Below are 12,907 nucleotides of genomic sequence, written 5' to 3' on the forward strand. Positions count from 1 at the left end.
GCTTCAGATGATGCGGTCAGCCAGACTCTGCAACTCTTCGAAAATCGCATCATCGCTGCGGCTGGCAGCATTGCGCCAGGTGGTGGCGGTGTCGGCGTTCACCAATTCGCCAGCTGGCGTCAGGACCAGCACGTTGGGAGAGCCCGGCAAGTCATCCAGGCCGAACCTGCGTGCAATCTCCAGATTATGGCCGTCGCCCGTTTGCGGCATGCCGATATTGACGAAAACCAGCTCGTAGTTCTCGGCAATCATGGCGTCGAAGCGCGGCGTGCCGAGCCAGCCTGCCAGAGCGCGGCTATCGTGGCACCAGTTCGCGCCCATGACCAGCAGCACGCGCGTGTCGTTCGCAGCGGAGCGGGCGAGGGCAGCATCGACCTCCGCCATTGCATCAGATGATACGTCGTAGCTGGTGGCTTCGGGATAAGCCGGATGGTGGTTGTCGGCAGACGCCAACCCGGCATCACCGGAGTGGGCGCAGGCCGATAGCACGAGGAAAAGCGGGACCAACGCCGACCGCATGGCGCTCTTAACGCCGGTCCCGCGCAGCATTACTTGCCTTTGCCCTTGCCCTTGCTGCCTTCGGTATTGCCCTGCTTGGCAGCGTTCTTCTCGGCAATGATCCGCTTCTCTTCCTCGGGCGAGATCTGCGTCACTTTCTTTTCTTCACTCATGGTTTTCCCCCATGTCATCCGCCATCGGAAAGGCCGGACGAGGCAAGGGCGGAGCAAACCAAGCCGGCACGATGAGTGATCCCGATGGCAATGAGACTGACAGCAAAAGCAGGGGTTGGCAATCGCGAGGATTGCGCCGCGCGAGCAGCCTATTCGGCGGCCTCGGCATGAGGATCGAAGGCAATCGCCTCGCCCGCGTCGATCGCTGCGGCCTTTTCTTCCACCAGCTTCACGATGTGATCGAGCATGGCGTCGCTCTCCACATGGTGATCGGTCACGCCGGAGAGATAGACCATGTGTTTGCCCGCCCCGCCGCCGGTAATGCCGATATCGGTCTCGCGCGCTTCGCCCGGGCCATTGACCACGCAGCCCAGCACAGAGAGGCTCATCGGCGTCTTGATATGCTCCAGTCGCTTTTCCAGCGCTTCCACCGTGCGGATTACGTCGAAGCCCTGGCGCGAGCAGCTGGGGCAGGAGACGACACGCACACCGCGCGTGCGCAGGCCCAGCGCCTTGAGCATTTCGAAGCCCACTTTCACCTCTTCCTCCGGCTCGGCAGAAAGGGACACGCGGATCGTGTCGCCAATCCCCGCCCAGAGCAGGCTGCCGATGCCGATGGAGGACTTGACGGTCCCGCCGATCAGACCGCCCGCCTCGGTAATGCCGAGGTGCAGCGGGCAATCGACCGTTTCGGCAAGGCCATGATAGGCTGCAACGGCAAGGAACACGTCGCTCGCCTTCACCGCCACCTTGTATTCATGGAAGTCGTGATCCTGCAGCAGCTTGATATGGTCGAGCGCGCTTTCGATCAGCGCTTCTGGGCAGGGCTCGCCGTATTTCTCGAGCAAGTCCTTTTCCAGGCTACCGGCATTCACGCCGATGCGGATCGCGCAGCCATTGGCCTTGGCCGCGCGAACCACTTCGGCCACGCGGTCGCTGCTGCCGATATTGCCGGGATTGATCCGCAGGCAAGCCGCGCCCTTGTCCGCCGCTTCCAGTGCGCGCTTGTAGTGAAAATGGATGTCGGCGACGATGGGCACGTTCGCCGCGCGGGTGATCTTGTCGAAATGCTCGGTCGCCTCTTTCGTGGGACAGGACACGCGAATGATATCCGCGCCCACATCCTCGCAGCGGCGGATCTGGTCGATCGTGGCGGACACGTCCTCTGTGGGAGTGTTCGTCATCGTTTGCACGGTGATCGGGGCATCCCCGCCAACAGGGACATTGCCGACCATGATCTGGCGGCACTCGCGGCGTTCGATATCGCGCCAAGGGCGTACGGAAGACATGGCGCGCATATAGGCGGGCTAGCATGAAGGGGCAATGACAGCGCAGCCGCAAACAGCTAGTCAAAGTGGAATGAGCAGGCAGATGCACCAGACAGACGATGCGAGGCTGGACGGGCCGCTGCTGTTCGGCAGGGTGCTGGACGGGCGGGGCGGCGGACGCAGGATCGGTTGGGAAGAGGCGCAAAGCTGGCAGCCGCAGGCTCCCGGCGAAGTGCTCTGGCTGCATCTGTGCCGCACCGAAAGCGGCGTGCAGAATTGGCTCGAAAGCCTCGGCATTCCCGAACCGACCGCCGAATTGCTGGTAAGTGACGAGACCCGCCCGCGCGCTTTTCGCGAAGGCACTGCATTGGTCGCAACGCTACGGGGCATCAATTTCAATCCCGGGGCCGAGCCGGAGGATATGGTCGCCATGCAGCTGTGGTGTGATGGTCCGCGACTCTTCACCCTGCGCCGCCAGCGCCTGCAAAGCCCGCGCGACGTGCTCGCCATGATTGACCGCGGTAGCGGACCGGTGGATGCAGGACGCGTTATCACCGAGCTGGTCGAGGCGCTCATCAACCGCATGAATGCCAGCATCGTCGATATGAACGCGGCAATCGACGACATGGAAGAACGCGGCACCGAAAGCGATACCGAAGCCGCCATCACGCGCATCGCCAATATCCGCCGCAATTCGCTCGCGCTGCAGCGACATATGGCCCCGCAGCACGAGGCGCTGGAGATCATCGCGCGCACAGCACCCGCATGGTTCGAGGATGACGACAAGCGTGAGATTGCCGAGAGCATCGACCGCCTGCGACGCTATCTGGAAGATATCAACATCTCGAAGGAAAGCGCCGTCGTCTTACAGGACGATATCCGCGCCCGGGCACTCGCGCGCTCGGAACGCACCAATTACCTGCTGACCATCGTGGCGGCGATTTTCCTGCCGCTCGGCTTCATCACCGGGTTGCTGGGCATCAATGTCGGCGGAATGCCGGGCGTCGACGATGGCGATGCGTTCTGGATCGTCGTGGGTTTGTGTGGCGTGATCCTGACTCTCCAGCTCGCGCTCTTCTGGCGGTGGAAATGGCTATGACGCGCGCAACGCGCCGGTAGGGGGAAGGGATGGAAGGTCATCATTCGGGATTGATGCTGCGCGATGCGCTGCTGATGCTGGGCTTTGCGCTGGTGGCCGTGCTGGCATTTCGCCGCGCGGGGCTGGGCGCGACGCTGGGATACCTGGTGGCGGGCGCGCTGCTTGGTCCGAGCGTTTTCGGCCTGGTCGAAGGCGCGGAAGAAATGGCCGAGGTCGCCGAGCTGGGCATTGTCATGCTGCTCTTCGTAGTCGGGCTGGAGCTTTCGCCCGAGCGGCTCTGGCGGTTGAAGAACGCGATTTTCGGCCTCGGGCTGACGCAGGTGACGCTGTGCGGGCTGGTCGTCTCAGGCGTAGTGCTGGCGTTCACCGATTACGCCTGGGCGGTCGCATTGGCTATCGGCCTTCCGCTGGGCCTCTCCTCCACCGCGCAAGTGCTGCCCATGCTGCAATCGGGCGGCCAGCTGCGCACGCCTTTCGGAGAGCGCGCCTTTTCCATCCTGCTGTTCCAGGATCTCTCGATCATCCCGCTCATCACCATCGTCGCCGCGCTGGGAGCGGGCATGGGCGACGGCCCTTCCGGCATCACGCTGGCTCTTTACAGCATTGCAGCAGTGATCAGCCTGATCGCAGCGGGTCGCCTTGTCATCAGGCCGCTCTTCCGCCTGATCGGTCATCTGGGTGAGCGCGAACTGTTTATCGTGGCAGCCCTGTTCACAGTGCTTGCCAGCGCGGTGGTGATGACATCGCTCGGCCTCTCGGCAGCTTTGGGTGCTTTCATCGCTGGCGTAATGCTGGCCGACACGCCTTACCGGCACGAGCTTGAGGCCGATATCGAGCCGTTTCGCTCCATCCTGCTGGGCCTGTTCTTCGTTGCCGTGGGCATGATGCTGGACCTGCAGGTGATTGCCGACAATCCGCTTTTCGTGGTCGGCTTCGCGATATTGCTGATCAGCCTCAAAACGGCGATCATCATGGGGCTGGGCCTGCTGCTGAAGATGACGTGGCGATCCGCTCTCGCGCTCGGCCTGTTGCTGAGCCAAGGCGGGGAGTTTGCCTTCGTGCTTTACACGCAGGCCGTGGGCGGCGGGCTCATCACGACCGAGCAATCGAGCCTGTTCGGCGCCATCGTCACCCTGTCTATGGCGGCGACGCCCTTCCTGATGATGGCCACCGCGCGAATCCGGCAGGAGCCCGCCGAAAGCGAGGACGGGACCCGCGAAGGACCGCGCAATGAAGGCGCGCGCGCCATCGTGGTGGGCTATGGCCGCTTCGGCCAGAGTGTGGCGCAGACACTGCTGCATGGCGAGCTATCGGTCACGCTGATCGACCGCAAGCAGAAGCAGATCGACATCGCCGAGGAATTTGGCAGCAAGGTGTATTTCGGCGACGGGAAGCGGATCGACATGCTGCGCCAGGCCGGCGCGGCGGACGCGCAGCTCATCATGTTCTGCAACCGCGATGTCGATGCCGAATTGCTGGAAAACGTGAAAGAGGCCTTTCCGAACGCAGCAATCTTCGCGCGCGGTTATGACCGACGATCGGTCATCGAACTGGCGGGCAGCAAGGCCGACTATATCATGCGCGAAATGTTCGAATCGGCAATCCGCATGGCGCTGCTGGCTATGGAGAAGCTGGGGCTGAGCCAGCAGGCGATCGACAAGGCGGAAGCGGATTACCGCCAATACGATCACGATCGCATGGAAGTGCAGATTGAAAGCGGTGACATTTATGCCGCGCAGGAAATGACGCGCCAACAGCAGAAACGCCTGCGCGGAGAAGGCTAGGCAAAGCCCGGCGAGGCGACGCGCTTACTTTTCCATCGTGACCCCCAACAAATGCTGCTGTGCGGCAATCACGGGCAGCGGCCGCGCGAAGAGGTAACCCTGGCCGTAATCCACGCCGAGTTCGCGCATCATCTCTCGCTCCTCGACGGTCTCGATCCCTTCGGCGACCAGCTTGCAGCCGATATCGCCGGAGAATTGCACCATGGCTGCCGTGATGGCGCGGCGCGCGGGATCCTTATGAACGTCGCGCGTCAGCGTCATGTCCATTTTCAGGATGTCGGGTTTCAGTTCGATCAGGTGACGCAGGCCGGCATAGCCGGTGCCGACATCGTCGATGGCGATGCGCGCGAAAGGCTTGAGCGCCGATATCTCGCGCGACAGGGCGGTGAAATCGTCGACCGCTTGATGCTCTGTGATTTCGATGACGATATTGGCGGCTTCGGCATCTTCCAGCGCGCGCCGCAACTCGCCTGAAAGGATCGTCGCGGGCGAAGCGTTGATGGCAGCGTATATTCCTTCCGGCACCTGTCCCACCGTCTCCAAAGCGCAACGAACTGCCGTCATTTCCAGCTCGAGTCCGAGCCCAGTTGCCTGCGCATCGTCGAACCACGCCTGCGGCCCGCGTTTGGTGAGGTCGGGAAAGCGGGCGAGGCATTCCACGCCCACCGGCTTGCCGTCGCCCAGCGCGTGGATCGGCTGCTGGAACATGGTGACGGCCTGGCCGTCGAGCATCGCCTCGATGCGGGTGCGCGCTGCCGCGAGTTCCATGTCGGAACGCATGGCCTCTTCGATCCGCTCACCCACAAGGCCGGCAAAGCTCTTGAGGATGGTGAGGTCGCGATCGTTCACCGTGCGATCGGGCTTGCGGCCCAGTGCGCAAAAGCTGCCCCATACCGTGCCGTCAGACAGGCGTAGCGGAGTGTTCACATGGCAGCCGACGGGAAGCATGTCGGTAATGGCGAGATTTTTGGTGAAGGGATAGTCTGCCGGATCGTTGATCAGTTCGGGCAGGCGGCCTTCGAGGATGTGCCAGCAATAGCTGTCTTCGCGATCCTCGCGAAAGCCCGCGCCCATCGGCAGGTCCAGATCGGAGCTGACATGGGTGAGTTCGCGCTGCTCACCTTCAACGTAGCGGGACACGAAAGCGATATCGAGGCCGAGATGGCCGCGCACCGTGCTGAGGATGCGTTCGATCCCCTCGTCATGCACCAGCTCGTCGGCAAGCGGGCGAGCGGGGGCATCGGCGAATGTCGGCAGTTGGAGCGCAGCGTTTCCCATTGCCCGCCGCTATGCCTGAAAAGCCCTAAAGGCCCCTTAACCGCGTTTCGCGAAAAGGCAGGTCAAAGGCGCAATTCGTACAGGAATTCGTGGTCGCGCTGCTGGCCGACCCAGAAGTCGATATCGGCAATCTTCTCAAATCCGTAGCGCTGGTAGAAGCGCTGCGCACCGGGATTGTCCGAATAGACGGAAAGCTGCACCGCATCCTTACCGCAATCGCGCGCGAATTGCAGGCACCAGTCCATCAAGGCGGCGCCCAATCCCTCTCCGGTGCGAGCGGGGGCGGTATATAGCTGGCCGAGGCAGAGCGGTTCCTTCGCGTCGGAATGGTCCGCATAAGGGCTGGTGAGCCGGACCTTGATGAAAGCGGTCAGGTCGCTCCCGGGTGCATCTGCCGTCAGCTGATGGCGAATGCCGGGGTCGGCAATCTCTGCCGCGATGGCCTCTTCACTATATGCGCTTTGCAGGAATGCATCCAAATCCTCGGGCCGGTACAGATGCGCGAAGGCTGCGCAGAAGCTGTCGCGCCCCAAGGTTGCGAGCGCCCTCGCATCATCCGGAGTGGCGTCGCGCAGGATCACGAGAACTTGTCGCGCTTGCGCTTTCCGAAGCGCAGATTGCTTTCCAAATGTCCGCGCAGCGCCGCGTAGAAGGCTTCGAGGAATTCGCGCTCATCCCCCCGGCCCAGCTGCCAGCCGATCTTGTTGGTGATGGCTTCTGCCACTTCGCGCAGGGATTCGGGCCGGTCCTGCCGCAGCACGCTTTCCAGCACTTGCAATTCATGCTCGCCATAGACGGCCAGCTCCTCCTCGCCAAAGCGGTAATCGGTGGAGCGATCGGGCGCGAGCGACATGGCCTCCTGCAGCTTGGCCTGCTTGGCTTCGACCACCCATGTGCCGGCAACCACATCCCCTGCGCGCAAGGCATCCTTGTTGCAGAAGGGGAACAGCACGAACACCGCCAGCCAGATGAACATCGCCGCGCCGAATGCGCCTTCGCCCTGCCCCCCGCCGAGCAGGAAGAACAGCGGAAGGAAAACCTCGATATCGCGCACCAGATTGCGCGCGATCACCATCTCGGCCGTCAGCCTGCCGCCATCGCGCGCCGCGACGCGCAGGCCGACCAGCCGCTTGCCCGGCGTGGCGGCGCGCGGGCCCAGCTCGAACCACATGAAATAACCGTAGCGCGACAGGAAAATCAGCAGGATGATCATGATGATGATCAGTTCCAGCGCCGGATTGGCCGATGCGGAGCCTTCATCGAGGTCGAGTAATCCGATGCCGACGGCCGCCAGCAGCAGGAAAAAGAGAAGGAAGCCGACAAACAGGATCACGATGTCCAGCATAAGCGCACCGGCGCGCGCGCCCCGGCTACCGACCGTGAGCGGCAGGGATAGCCCTTCCGGCGTGATCAGCCTGCGCGCCCGCTTGGCCGCGTTGTTGGTGAAGGCGGTTTTGGTGGTCGCAGAAGCGCTCATGTCTCGCGCTCCCGCGGTTTGCGCACCAGCGTAAAATATCCGATCCAGAACACCAGCATGGCAATGCCGATGGCGTAGCGCGACCCCGTGCCGCCGACGAGCTGACGGGCATAGCCTTCCAGCAATCCGGCGACGATCAGCATGATAGTGCAGCCGACCATCACCTGCGCGGCCCGAACGCCTGCGCTCTGCATCGCGGCGAGGATGGACCGGTCGCCCGGAAAGGCCATGGTCCGCCCCACATGCAAGCCTGCCGCCCCCGCTAGCAGGATCGCCCCGATCTCCGTCGTGCCGTGAACGGAAAGCCATGCGCCGAATTCCCAGCCGAGGCCGGCATCGGCGAACACCCACAGCATCGCGCCCAGCAGGGCCATATTGTACACCAGCAGCAGCAGTGTCGGGATGCCGAACGCAAAGCCCAGCGCAAAAGCGAGGATCGAGACGCCGGTATTGTTGGAGAACAAGGAGGCTGCGAACACGCCCAATCCTTCGGCGGATTGTTCGGTGGCGATGGTTTCTCGCAGGATTTCGGGATCGGCACCCGGCACGCGGCCTTGAGCCATGCCGCCGGGCACGAGCGAGTAGAACCAGCTCTCATCGCGGCCGACGAGTATCCAGCCCACCAGCAAGCCCGCCAGCATCACTGCAAAGGCGATGCAGATATCCAGCCAGATTTCGCGCACTGCCTGGCTCCACCCGCCATTGAAGAAGCGGCGAAGCCATCCGAACAGACCGATGCGCGGACCGTAGATCTGGAACCACGCGCGCCGCACCAGCGCCTCCAGGTAAGAGAGGGTGGCGGCATCGAGCGAAGTCTCGCGGGCGACGGCGAGGCTGGAGGCTGTCTTGCGATAGAGCACCGGCAATTCCAGCAAATCGTCATCGCTGATGCGCCGAGGGGCGTTCTTCTCCAGCGCAGTGACGATGGCATCAAGGCGCTGCCAGTCGACTTCACGCTCCAGCCGGAAGCGGTCGGAACGCAAGGATGCCGCTTCGATATCGGCAGGCGGCGTGATCTCGGCGGTCTTGAACAGGGACAATGCCATCAGCCGATCGCCTCCGCCTGCTTGGTTTTCAGATAAAGGTCGATCAGCCGATAGCCGATGGCGTCGTGGCGCGCCTCGATCACATCGACGCCCAGGCGGCGCAGGCGCGTGAGCACCAGTTCGCGCTGACGGGCGAGGGCATCGGCCCCCACGGCGATAGCTATATCGCCCATCGAGTCCGGATCGGTCGCGGTCAGGTCTTCCAGCTCGGTATCGGTCATGGTCACGAAGATCACGAGGTGATGCCGCACCAGCCGCTCCACGCTTTCGACCATCAGTTCGGCCGAAGTCGGGTCGCTAAAATCGGAGAACAGCACGATCAGGCTGCGGCGCTTCAGCCGCGCGGTAAGGGTGGCGAGAGCCAGCGTAAAATTCGGCTCACGCGGTACGTAATCCAGTTCGGCCGCAGCGCTTTGCAGGCGATGGAAGGCGCGGCTGTCGACAATGAAGGGCGTCATCATCTGCGGCTGGTCGGCAAAGCCGAAAAGGCTCACCTTGTCGCCGCCTTTCAGCGCGACATAAGCTGCCATGAGGGCTGCAGACACGGCCCGATCTATGCGCGGCAAGCCGTCCACCGGCTCGCACATGCTCTGTCCGCAATCGAAAGCGAACACGATCTGGTTATCGCGCTCAGCCTCGTTCTCTCGGGCGTAGAGCGCGGTGTGGCGCGCGCTGGCTTTCCAATCGATGCGGCGGCGGTCCATGCCCGGCTCATATTCGCTTAGCGCCTCGAACTGCGTGCCTTCGCCGCGCACCCGGCGCGCCACCAGGCCGAACTGGCTGTCGCGCAGGAAGGTTTGCAGGACGGGAGAGCGCACGGGTGACAGGTCCGGCCAGACGCGGATGGTCGCTTCGAGTGGCACATATTTCTGCCGCGCGGCAAGGCCCAGCGGCCCGCGCCAGCGCAGCCACAGATCGTGCAACTCGCCCGGGCCACGACGCGTTGGCGCGATGTCTGCCTCGCCGGAAAACTTGCCGGACAATCCGGTAGGCGCGAGCTTGAAGATGGCGCTGCCGCCTTCGCCGAGCCGCGGATCGAACCCGATGGCGGCTTCGGGTGCAGCGGCATCGCTGTCGCGGTTGATGTCCGCTTCCACGCGAATGGCGGTTTCCCGGCCGACTTCGGCATCGGACGGCACGTAATAGGCGAAGTTCTGCAATCCGCCCGCCAGCCAGCCGTCCATCACCGCCAGCAACAGCAGCGCCAGCCCCGCCGCAGGCGCGACGATCCACGCCGATGGCGCCGTCGCCGCGATCACGACCGCGACTGGTGCCAATAGCGCCAGCAGCACCAGCGTGCGCCCGGTGGGCACGATGGGGATGGCAGGAAAGTTGGCGAAAAAGCGCTTCACGGGCAGGACGGTCTCAGCGCGGAGCTTCTGTCTGGTCGATCATCCCGGCGACGAGATCTTCCACCTGCTTGCCCTCGATCTCGGCGGCAGGGGAGAGAAGCAGGCGGTGGCGCAGGCATGCCGTGGCGAGCGCTTTGACATCGTCCGGAATCACGTAGGCGCGGCCCTGCAAGGCGGCGCGGGCGCGCGCGGCATTGGCGAGCAGAACTGCGGCGCGCGGCGATGCGCCGCTGGCAATATCGGGATTGTCGCGTGTCGCGCGCACCAGGTCGACGGCGTAGCGGACAATCTCGTCCGACAGGGTGACTTGCTTAACCGCCGCTTGTGCCTCGCTGATATTGGCCGCGCTGGCGACCTGCGTGATGCCGAAATCGGCCGGGCTTTGCGGTCCGCTGCGCTGGCCGAAGCGGGCGACGATGCGCGCCTCTTCCTCAGCGCTTGGATAGGGCACCAGCAGCTTGAAGGCGAAGCGGTCCAGCTGCGCTTCGGGAAGCGGATACACGCCCTGGTTCTCGATGGGGTTCTGCGTGGCGACGACCATGAAATTGTCGGACAAAGCGTGCGTTTCACCGTCCAACGTCACGCGGCGTTCCTGCATGGCTTCCAGCAGGGCGGCCTGTGTCTTGGGCGGCGTGCGGTTGATCTCGTCCGCCAGAAGCAGTTCGCGGAAGATCGGCCCGCGCGTGAGAGTGAACTGGCTGGTCTGGAAGTTGAACAGGTTGGAGCCCAGAATGTCGCCCGGCAGCAGGTCGGGGGTGAACTGGATGCGCCCGAATTCCAGCCCGCTCGCCTGCGCGAAGCAATTGGCGAGGAAGGTCTTGGCTGTCCCCGGCGGTCCCTCCAGCAGCACGTGCCCCTGCGCGATCAGTGCGATCAGCAGGTGCTCCACCGTCTCGTCCATCCCGACAATGGCCTTGGCCACTTCGGCGCGGATGGCGTTCGCCAGATTGGCTGTGTCGTCTAGCGTCATGCTCATGAGGTCAGCGTCCTTTCGAATGTCCGCAGGGCCTTGGCCGCTCGGATAATGTCACGGGGTTTGTCGGCCGCGCGCAAGTCGGCGGCGAGGCGGGAGAAGGGCGGGCCGTCATGGCCGCGGCGGTCGAGAGCGTCGTCGATGGCCGCCTCGCGCGCATCGGTATCGGCGATGCGCAGGCCGAGGCTAGCGGCCACACGGCGGCCGATCATGTCTTCATAGGGCTGCTTTAGCAGGTGCCAGCGCTTCACCCGCTCCAGCAGGCTGGCACCGTTGCGGGCGAGCTGTTCCTTGCCCCGCGCCATGGCAGGGGCTTCGGCGACGGGAGGCCCGAAACGGCGGAAACCGCGCCATGCAACCACCAATGCCGCCAGCAGCAGGCAGAGCGTTGCCGCGAGGAAAGGCGGCGAAAAGGCGAGGGTGAGCAGATTGTCGCTGCGGCCGAGGCCATTAAGCGTAAGATCGAACACCACCGGCAGTGCTGCGCCGTCCTGCGCGCGTTCTATGATCGACAGGGCGAGTGCGGCGCGATCGCGGTCGGCCATGCCGTAATTGTTCATCAGGTCGGGCTCGAACACGACGATGATCGGCCAGTCGTTGACGTAAGTGTCGTAATTGACATCTTCCGGCTTTGCCGGACTCAACTCTGCCACCAGCACATCGCCTTCATCATCGACGATGAGCGAGGTCATTACCTGATCGGTGGCCGAGACAAGCGCCTGCACCTGCTCCTCATCCGGAAGGTCGCCCGACGTGCCGAGCCCCTGCCAGCCGCCTGTTTCACCCACCGCCATTTCGCCGCCGGAAAAAATGCCGATCTCCTCGAACCAGAACGGGCTGCTGGCATTGCCGAGGACCACCCAGCCGTCCTCGATCTCGACATCGTCGCGCTGGCGCGGCTCGAAGGCGCTCCACTTGGGCAGGATGATGATGGTCGGCCCGCCGGCGAAATCACGCCGGTTTTGGATAACCTCGTCGATAGCTTCTGCATCGGCGAAAAGCGACGGGGTTATGATCGTGAGGTTGTAATCGTCCAACTCGGTGGGGTTGCGGGCAAAGGTCACATCGCTGCCGGTGCCGCGCAACAATTGCACGAGGCCGGAATAGCCGTTGAGCCCGTTGGCCGCTGCATGACTGCCACCGTCGCGCTCATCCTGCCCGGTCCACCCTTGTCCCAGCGCGTAGAGGATCATCAGGAAGGCAAGCACGCCGACCAGCAGAACGCCCAGCACTACGCCCGGGCGGAAAGGATTGGCCCTGCGGCTCATGCGGCAATCGCCTTTTGCGCCAGCGCGAAATCGGCATAGGCGCTGCGAGCGGATTGCCAGTCTTCCTGGCCCAATTTGCGAAGGGCAAACAGGCTGCGTTCCACCGGCTCTGCGATCAGGCCGAAGGCCGTGCGCGCGGCATCGGGCAGGCGCGGTTCCGCGGCAAGTTCGCGCGCCGTGCTGGAGGGTTCGACAAGGTCGGGCCGCGCCTGCGCAATCTGACCCACGCTTCGCTTGAGCAACAAGTGCGTGGCCTCGTCATACTGGCCTGCCGCAGCGAGCCTGTCGGCCTCTTCCAGCAGGGCCAGCGCCTCTTTCTGCTCGGGCACCCAGTCTTCCCTGTCCGCGCTCGCCTTGCTGCGCTTCCAGCCGAAACCCGGCCCGTAAGTCTGGTAGAGATAGGCTGCCACAAGCGCCACGAAGGCCGCGATCAGCACCCATTGCAGCACCGGCCAGATGGCGACGATAAGCTGTCCGACCGGCGAGAACACATCCGACAGCCAGCGCATGAATTCCACCAGCCAATCCGGCGGCGGCTCGGCTTCGGGAATTTCGATCTCGTCGAATTGAATATCGCCGTTTTCGCGCATTTCGCGATAGGCGCTGCCAAAGCTGCCGCCTTGCGCCCCCGATGGCGCGATAGTCCCCTGACCCGTCGTCACGAGCGCAGTGGTTACACGCCTCGCCACGC

General features: G+C 63.7%; 13 protein-coding genes. 2 read left to right on the forward strand and 11 right to left on the reverse strand.

Translation table 11 applies throughout. The features are described from left to right. Nucleotides 1-3: 3 nt before the first annotated feature. The 3 genes from BMF35_RS12370 to ispG form a co-directional block, all read right to left on the reverse strand. Entirely contained in the window at nucleotides 4-549 is a 546-nt protein-coding gene (locus BMF35_RS12370; RefSeq protein ID WP_236781607.1) for a thioredoxin family protein, read from the reverse strand. Further along, the gene (locus tag BMF35_RS13960; protein ID WP_257786346.1) at nucleotides 549-671 is read right to left on the reverse strand and encodes a hypothetical protein; all 123 of its coding nucleotides are present in this window, start codon (nucleotides 669-671) and stop codon (nucleotides 549-551) included. The genes BMF35_RS12370 and BMF35_RS13960 overlap by 1 nt, the downstream gene beginning before the upstream one ends. Nucleotides 672-820: 149 nt before the next feature. Further along, nucleotides 821-1,960: a flavodoxin-dependent (E)-4-hydroxy-3-methylbut-2-enyl-diphosphate synthase gene (gene ispG / locus BMF35_RS12375; protein WP_047007924.1), complete on the reverse strand. Its 1,140-nt coding sequence runs from the start codon at nucleotides 1,958-1,960 to the stop codon at nucleotides 821-823. Nucleotides 1,961-2,042: 82 nt separating this feature from the next. Here ispG and BMF35_RS12380 point away from each other — a divergent pair, with 82 nt between their 5' ends. Then, the gene (locus BMF35_RS12380) at nucleotides 2,043-3,038 is read left to right on the forward strand and encodes a zinc transporter ZntB (protein ID WP_047007923.1); all 996 of its coding nucleotides are present in this window, start codon (nucleotides 2,043-2,045) and stop codon (nucleotides 3,036-3,038) included. A gap of 29 nt (nucleotides 3,039-3,067) precedes the next feature. After that, complete coding sequence (locus tag BMF35_RS12385; RefSeq protein WP_047007815.1) at nucleotides 3,068-4,822, forward strand: cation:proton antiporter domain-containing protein; 1,755 nt, start codon at nucleotides 3,068-3,070, stop codon at nucleotides 4,820-4,822. Nucleotides 4,823-4,846: 24 nt separating this feature from the next. Here BMF35_RS12385 and BMF35_RS12390 read toward each other — a convergent pair whose 3' ends face one another. From BMF35_RS12390 to BMF35_RS12425, 8 genes are all read right to left on the reverse strand, one after another. Further along, nucleotides 4,847-6,100, reverse strand: coding sequence for a sensor domain-containing phosphodiesterase (locus BMF35_RS12390; RefSeq protein WP_052766151.1), 1,254 nt, complete (start codon nucleotides 6,098-6,100; stop codon nucleotides 4,847-4,849). A 62-nt stretch (nucleotides 6,101-6,162) separates the two neighbouring features. Then, nucleotides 6,163-6,681 carry a GNAT family N-acetyltransferase gene (locus BMF35_RS12395; RefSeq protein WP_047007814.1) on the reverse strand — a complete coding sequence of 173 codons (519 nt, stop codon included), beginning with the start codon at nucleotides 6,679-6,681 and terminating at the stop codon, nucleotides 6,163-6,165. Further along, complete coding sequence (locus BMF35_RS12400) at nucleotides 6,678-7,577, reverse strand: RDD family protein (RefSeq protein ID WP_047007813.1); 900 nt, start codon at nucleotides 7,575-7,577, stop codon at nucleotides 6,678-6,680. The genes BMF35_RS12395 and BMF35_RS12400 overlap by 4 nt, the downstream gene beginning before the upstream one ends. Then, entirely contained in the window at nucleotides 7,574-8,623 is a 1,050-nt protein-coding gene (locus tag BMF35_RS12405) for a stage II sporulation protein M (RefSeq protein WP_047007812.1), read from the reverse strand. The genes BMF35_RS12400 and BMF35_RS12405 overlap by 4 nt, the downstream gene beginning before the upstream one ends. Continuing rightward, a complete protein-coding gene (locus tag BMF35_RS12410) occupies nucleotides 8,623-9,975 on the reverse strand; it encodes a DUF58 domain-containing protein (protein WP_236781608.1) in 1,353 nt (450 codons plus the stop codon). The genes BMF35_RS12405 and BMF35_RS12410 overlap by 1 nt, the downstream gene beginning before the upstream one ends. A gap of 13 nt (nucleotides 9,976-9,988) precedes the next feature. Continuing rightward, nucleotides 9,989-10,945 carry an AAA family ATPase gene (locus tag BMF35_RS12415; protein WP_047007920.1) on the reverse strand — a complete coding sequence of 319 codons (957 nt, stop codon included), beginning with the start codon at nucleotides 10,943-10,945 and terminating at the stop codon, nucleotides 9,989-9,991. Nucleotides 10,946-10,947: 2 nt separating this feature from the next. After that, nucleotides 10,948-12,216: a DUF4350 domain-containing protein gene (locus BMF35_RS12420; protein WP_047007811.1), complete on the reverse strand. Its 1,269-nt coding sequence runs from the start codon at nucleotides 12,214-12,216 to the stop codon at nucleotides 10,948-10,950. After that, nucleotides 12,213-12,878 carry a hypothetical protein gene (locus tag BMF35_RS12425; RefSeq protein ID WP_047007810.1) on the reverse strand — a complete coding sequence of 222 codons (666 nt, stop codon included), beginning with the start codon at nucleotides 12,876-12,878 and terminating at the stop codon, nucleotides 12,213-12,215. Before BMF35_RS12425 ends, BMF35_RS12420 begins: the two co-directional genes overlap by 4 nt. Between the last annotated feature and the right edge of the window lie 29 nt (nucleotides 12,879-12,907).

Origin of the sequence: Aurantiacibacter gangjinensis, assembly GCF_001886695.1 — a bacterium.
GTDB classification, from domain to species: Bacteria; Pseudomonadota; Alphaproteobacteria; order Sphingomonadales; family Sphingomonadaceae; genus Alteraurantiacibacter; species Alteraurantiacibacter gangjinensis.

Excerpts from the sequence above, each read along its gene's own strand:
- BMF35_RS12370 (WP_236781607.1), bottom strand. The coding sequence starts at position 549 with ATGCTGCGCGGGACCGGCGTTAAGAGCGCCATGCGGTCGGCGTTGGTC.
- BMF35_RS13960 (WP_257786346.1), bottom strand. The coding sequence starts at position 671 with ATGAGTGAAGAAAAGAAAGTGACGCAGATCTCGCCCGAGGAAGAGAAG.
- ispG (WP_047007924.1), bottom strand. The coding sequence starts at position 1,960 with ATGTCTTCCGTACGCCCTTGGCGCGATATCGAACGCCGCGAGTGCCGC.
- BMF35_RS12380 (WP_047007923.1), top strand. The coding sequence starts at position 2,043 with ATGCACCAGACAGACGATGCGAGGCTGGACGGGCCGCTGCTGTTCGGC.
- BMF35_RS12385 (WP_047007815.1), top strand. The coding sequence starts at position 3,068 with ATGGAAGGTCATCATTCGGGATTGATGCTGCGCGATGCGCTGCTGATG.
- BMF35_RS12390 (WP_052766151.1), bottom strand. The coding sequence starts at position 6,100 with ATGGGAAACGCTGCGCTCCAACTGCCGACATTCGCCGATGCCCCCGCT.
- BMF35_RS12400 (WP_047007813.1), bottom strand. The coding sequence starts at position 7,577 with ATGAGCGCTTCTGCGACCACCAAAACCGCCTTCACCAACAACGCGGCC.
- BMF35_RS12405 (WP_047007812.1), bottom strand. The coding sequence starts at position 8,623 with ATGGCATTGTCCCTGTTCAAGACCGCCGAGATCACGCCGCCTGCCGAT.
- BMF35_RS12415 (WP_047007920.1), bottom strand. The coding sequence starts at position 10,945 with ATGACGCTAGACGACACAGCCAATCTGGCGAACGCCATCCGCGCCGAA.
- BMF35_RS12420 (WP_047007811.1), bottom strand. The coding sequence starts at position 12,216 with ATGAGCCGCAGGGCCAATCCTTTCCGCCCGGGCGTAGTGCTGGGCGTT.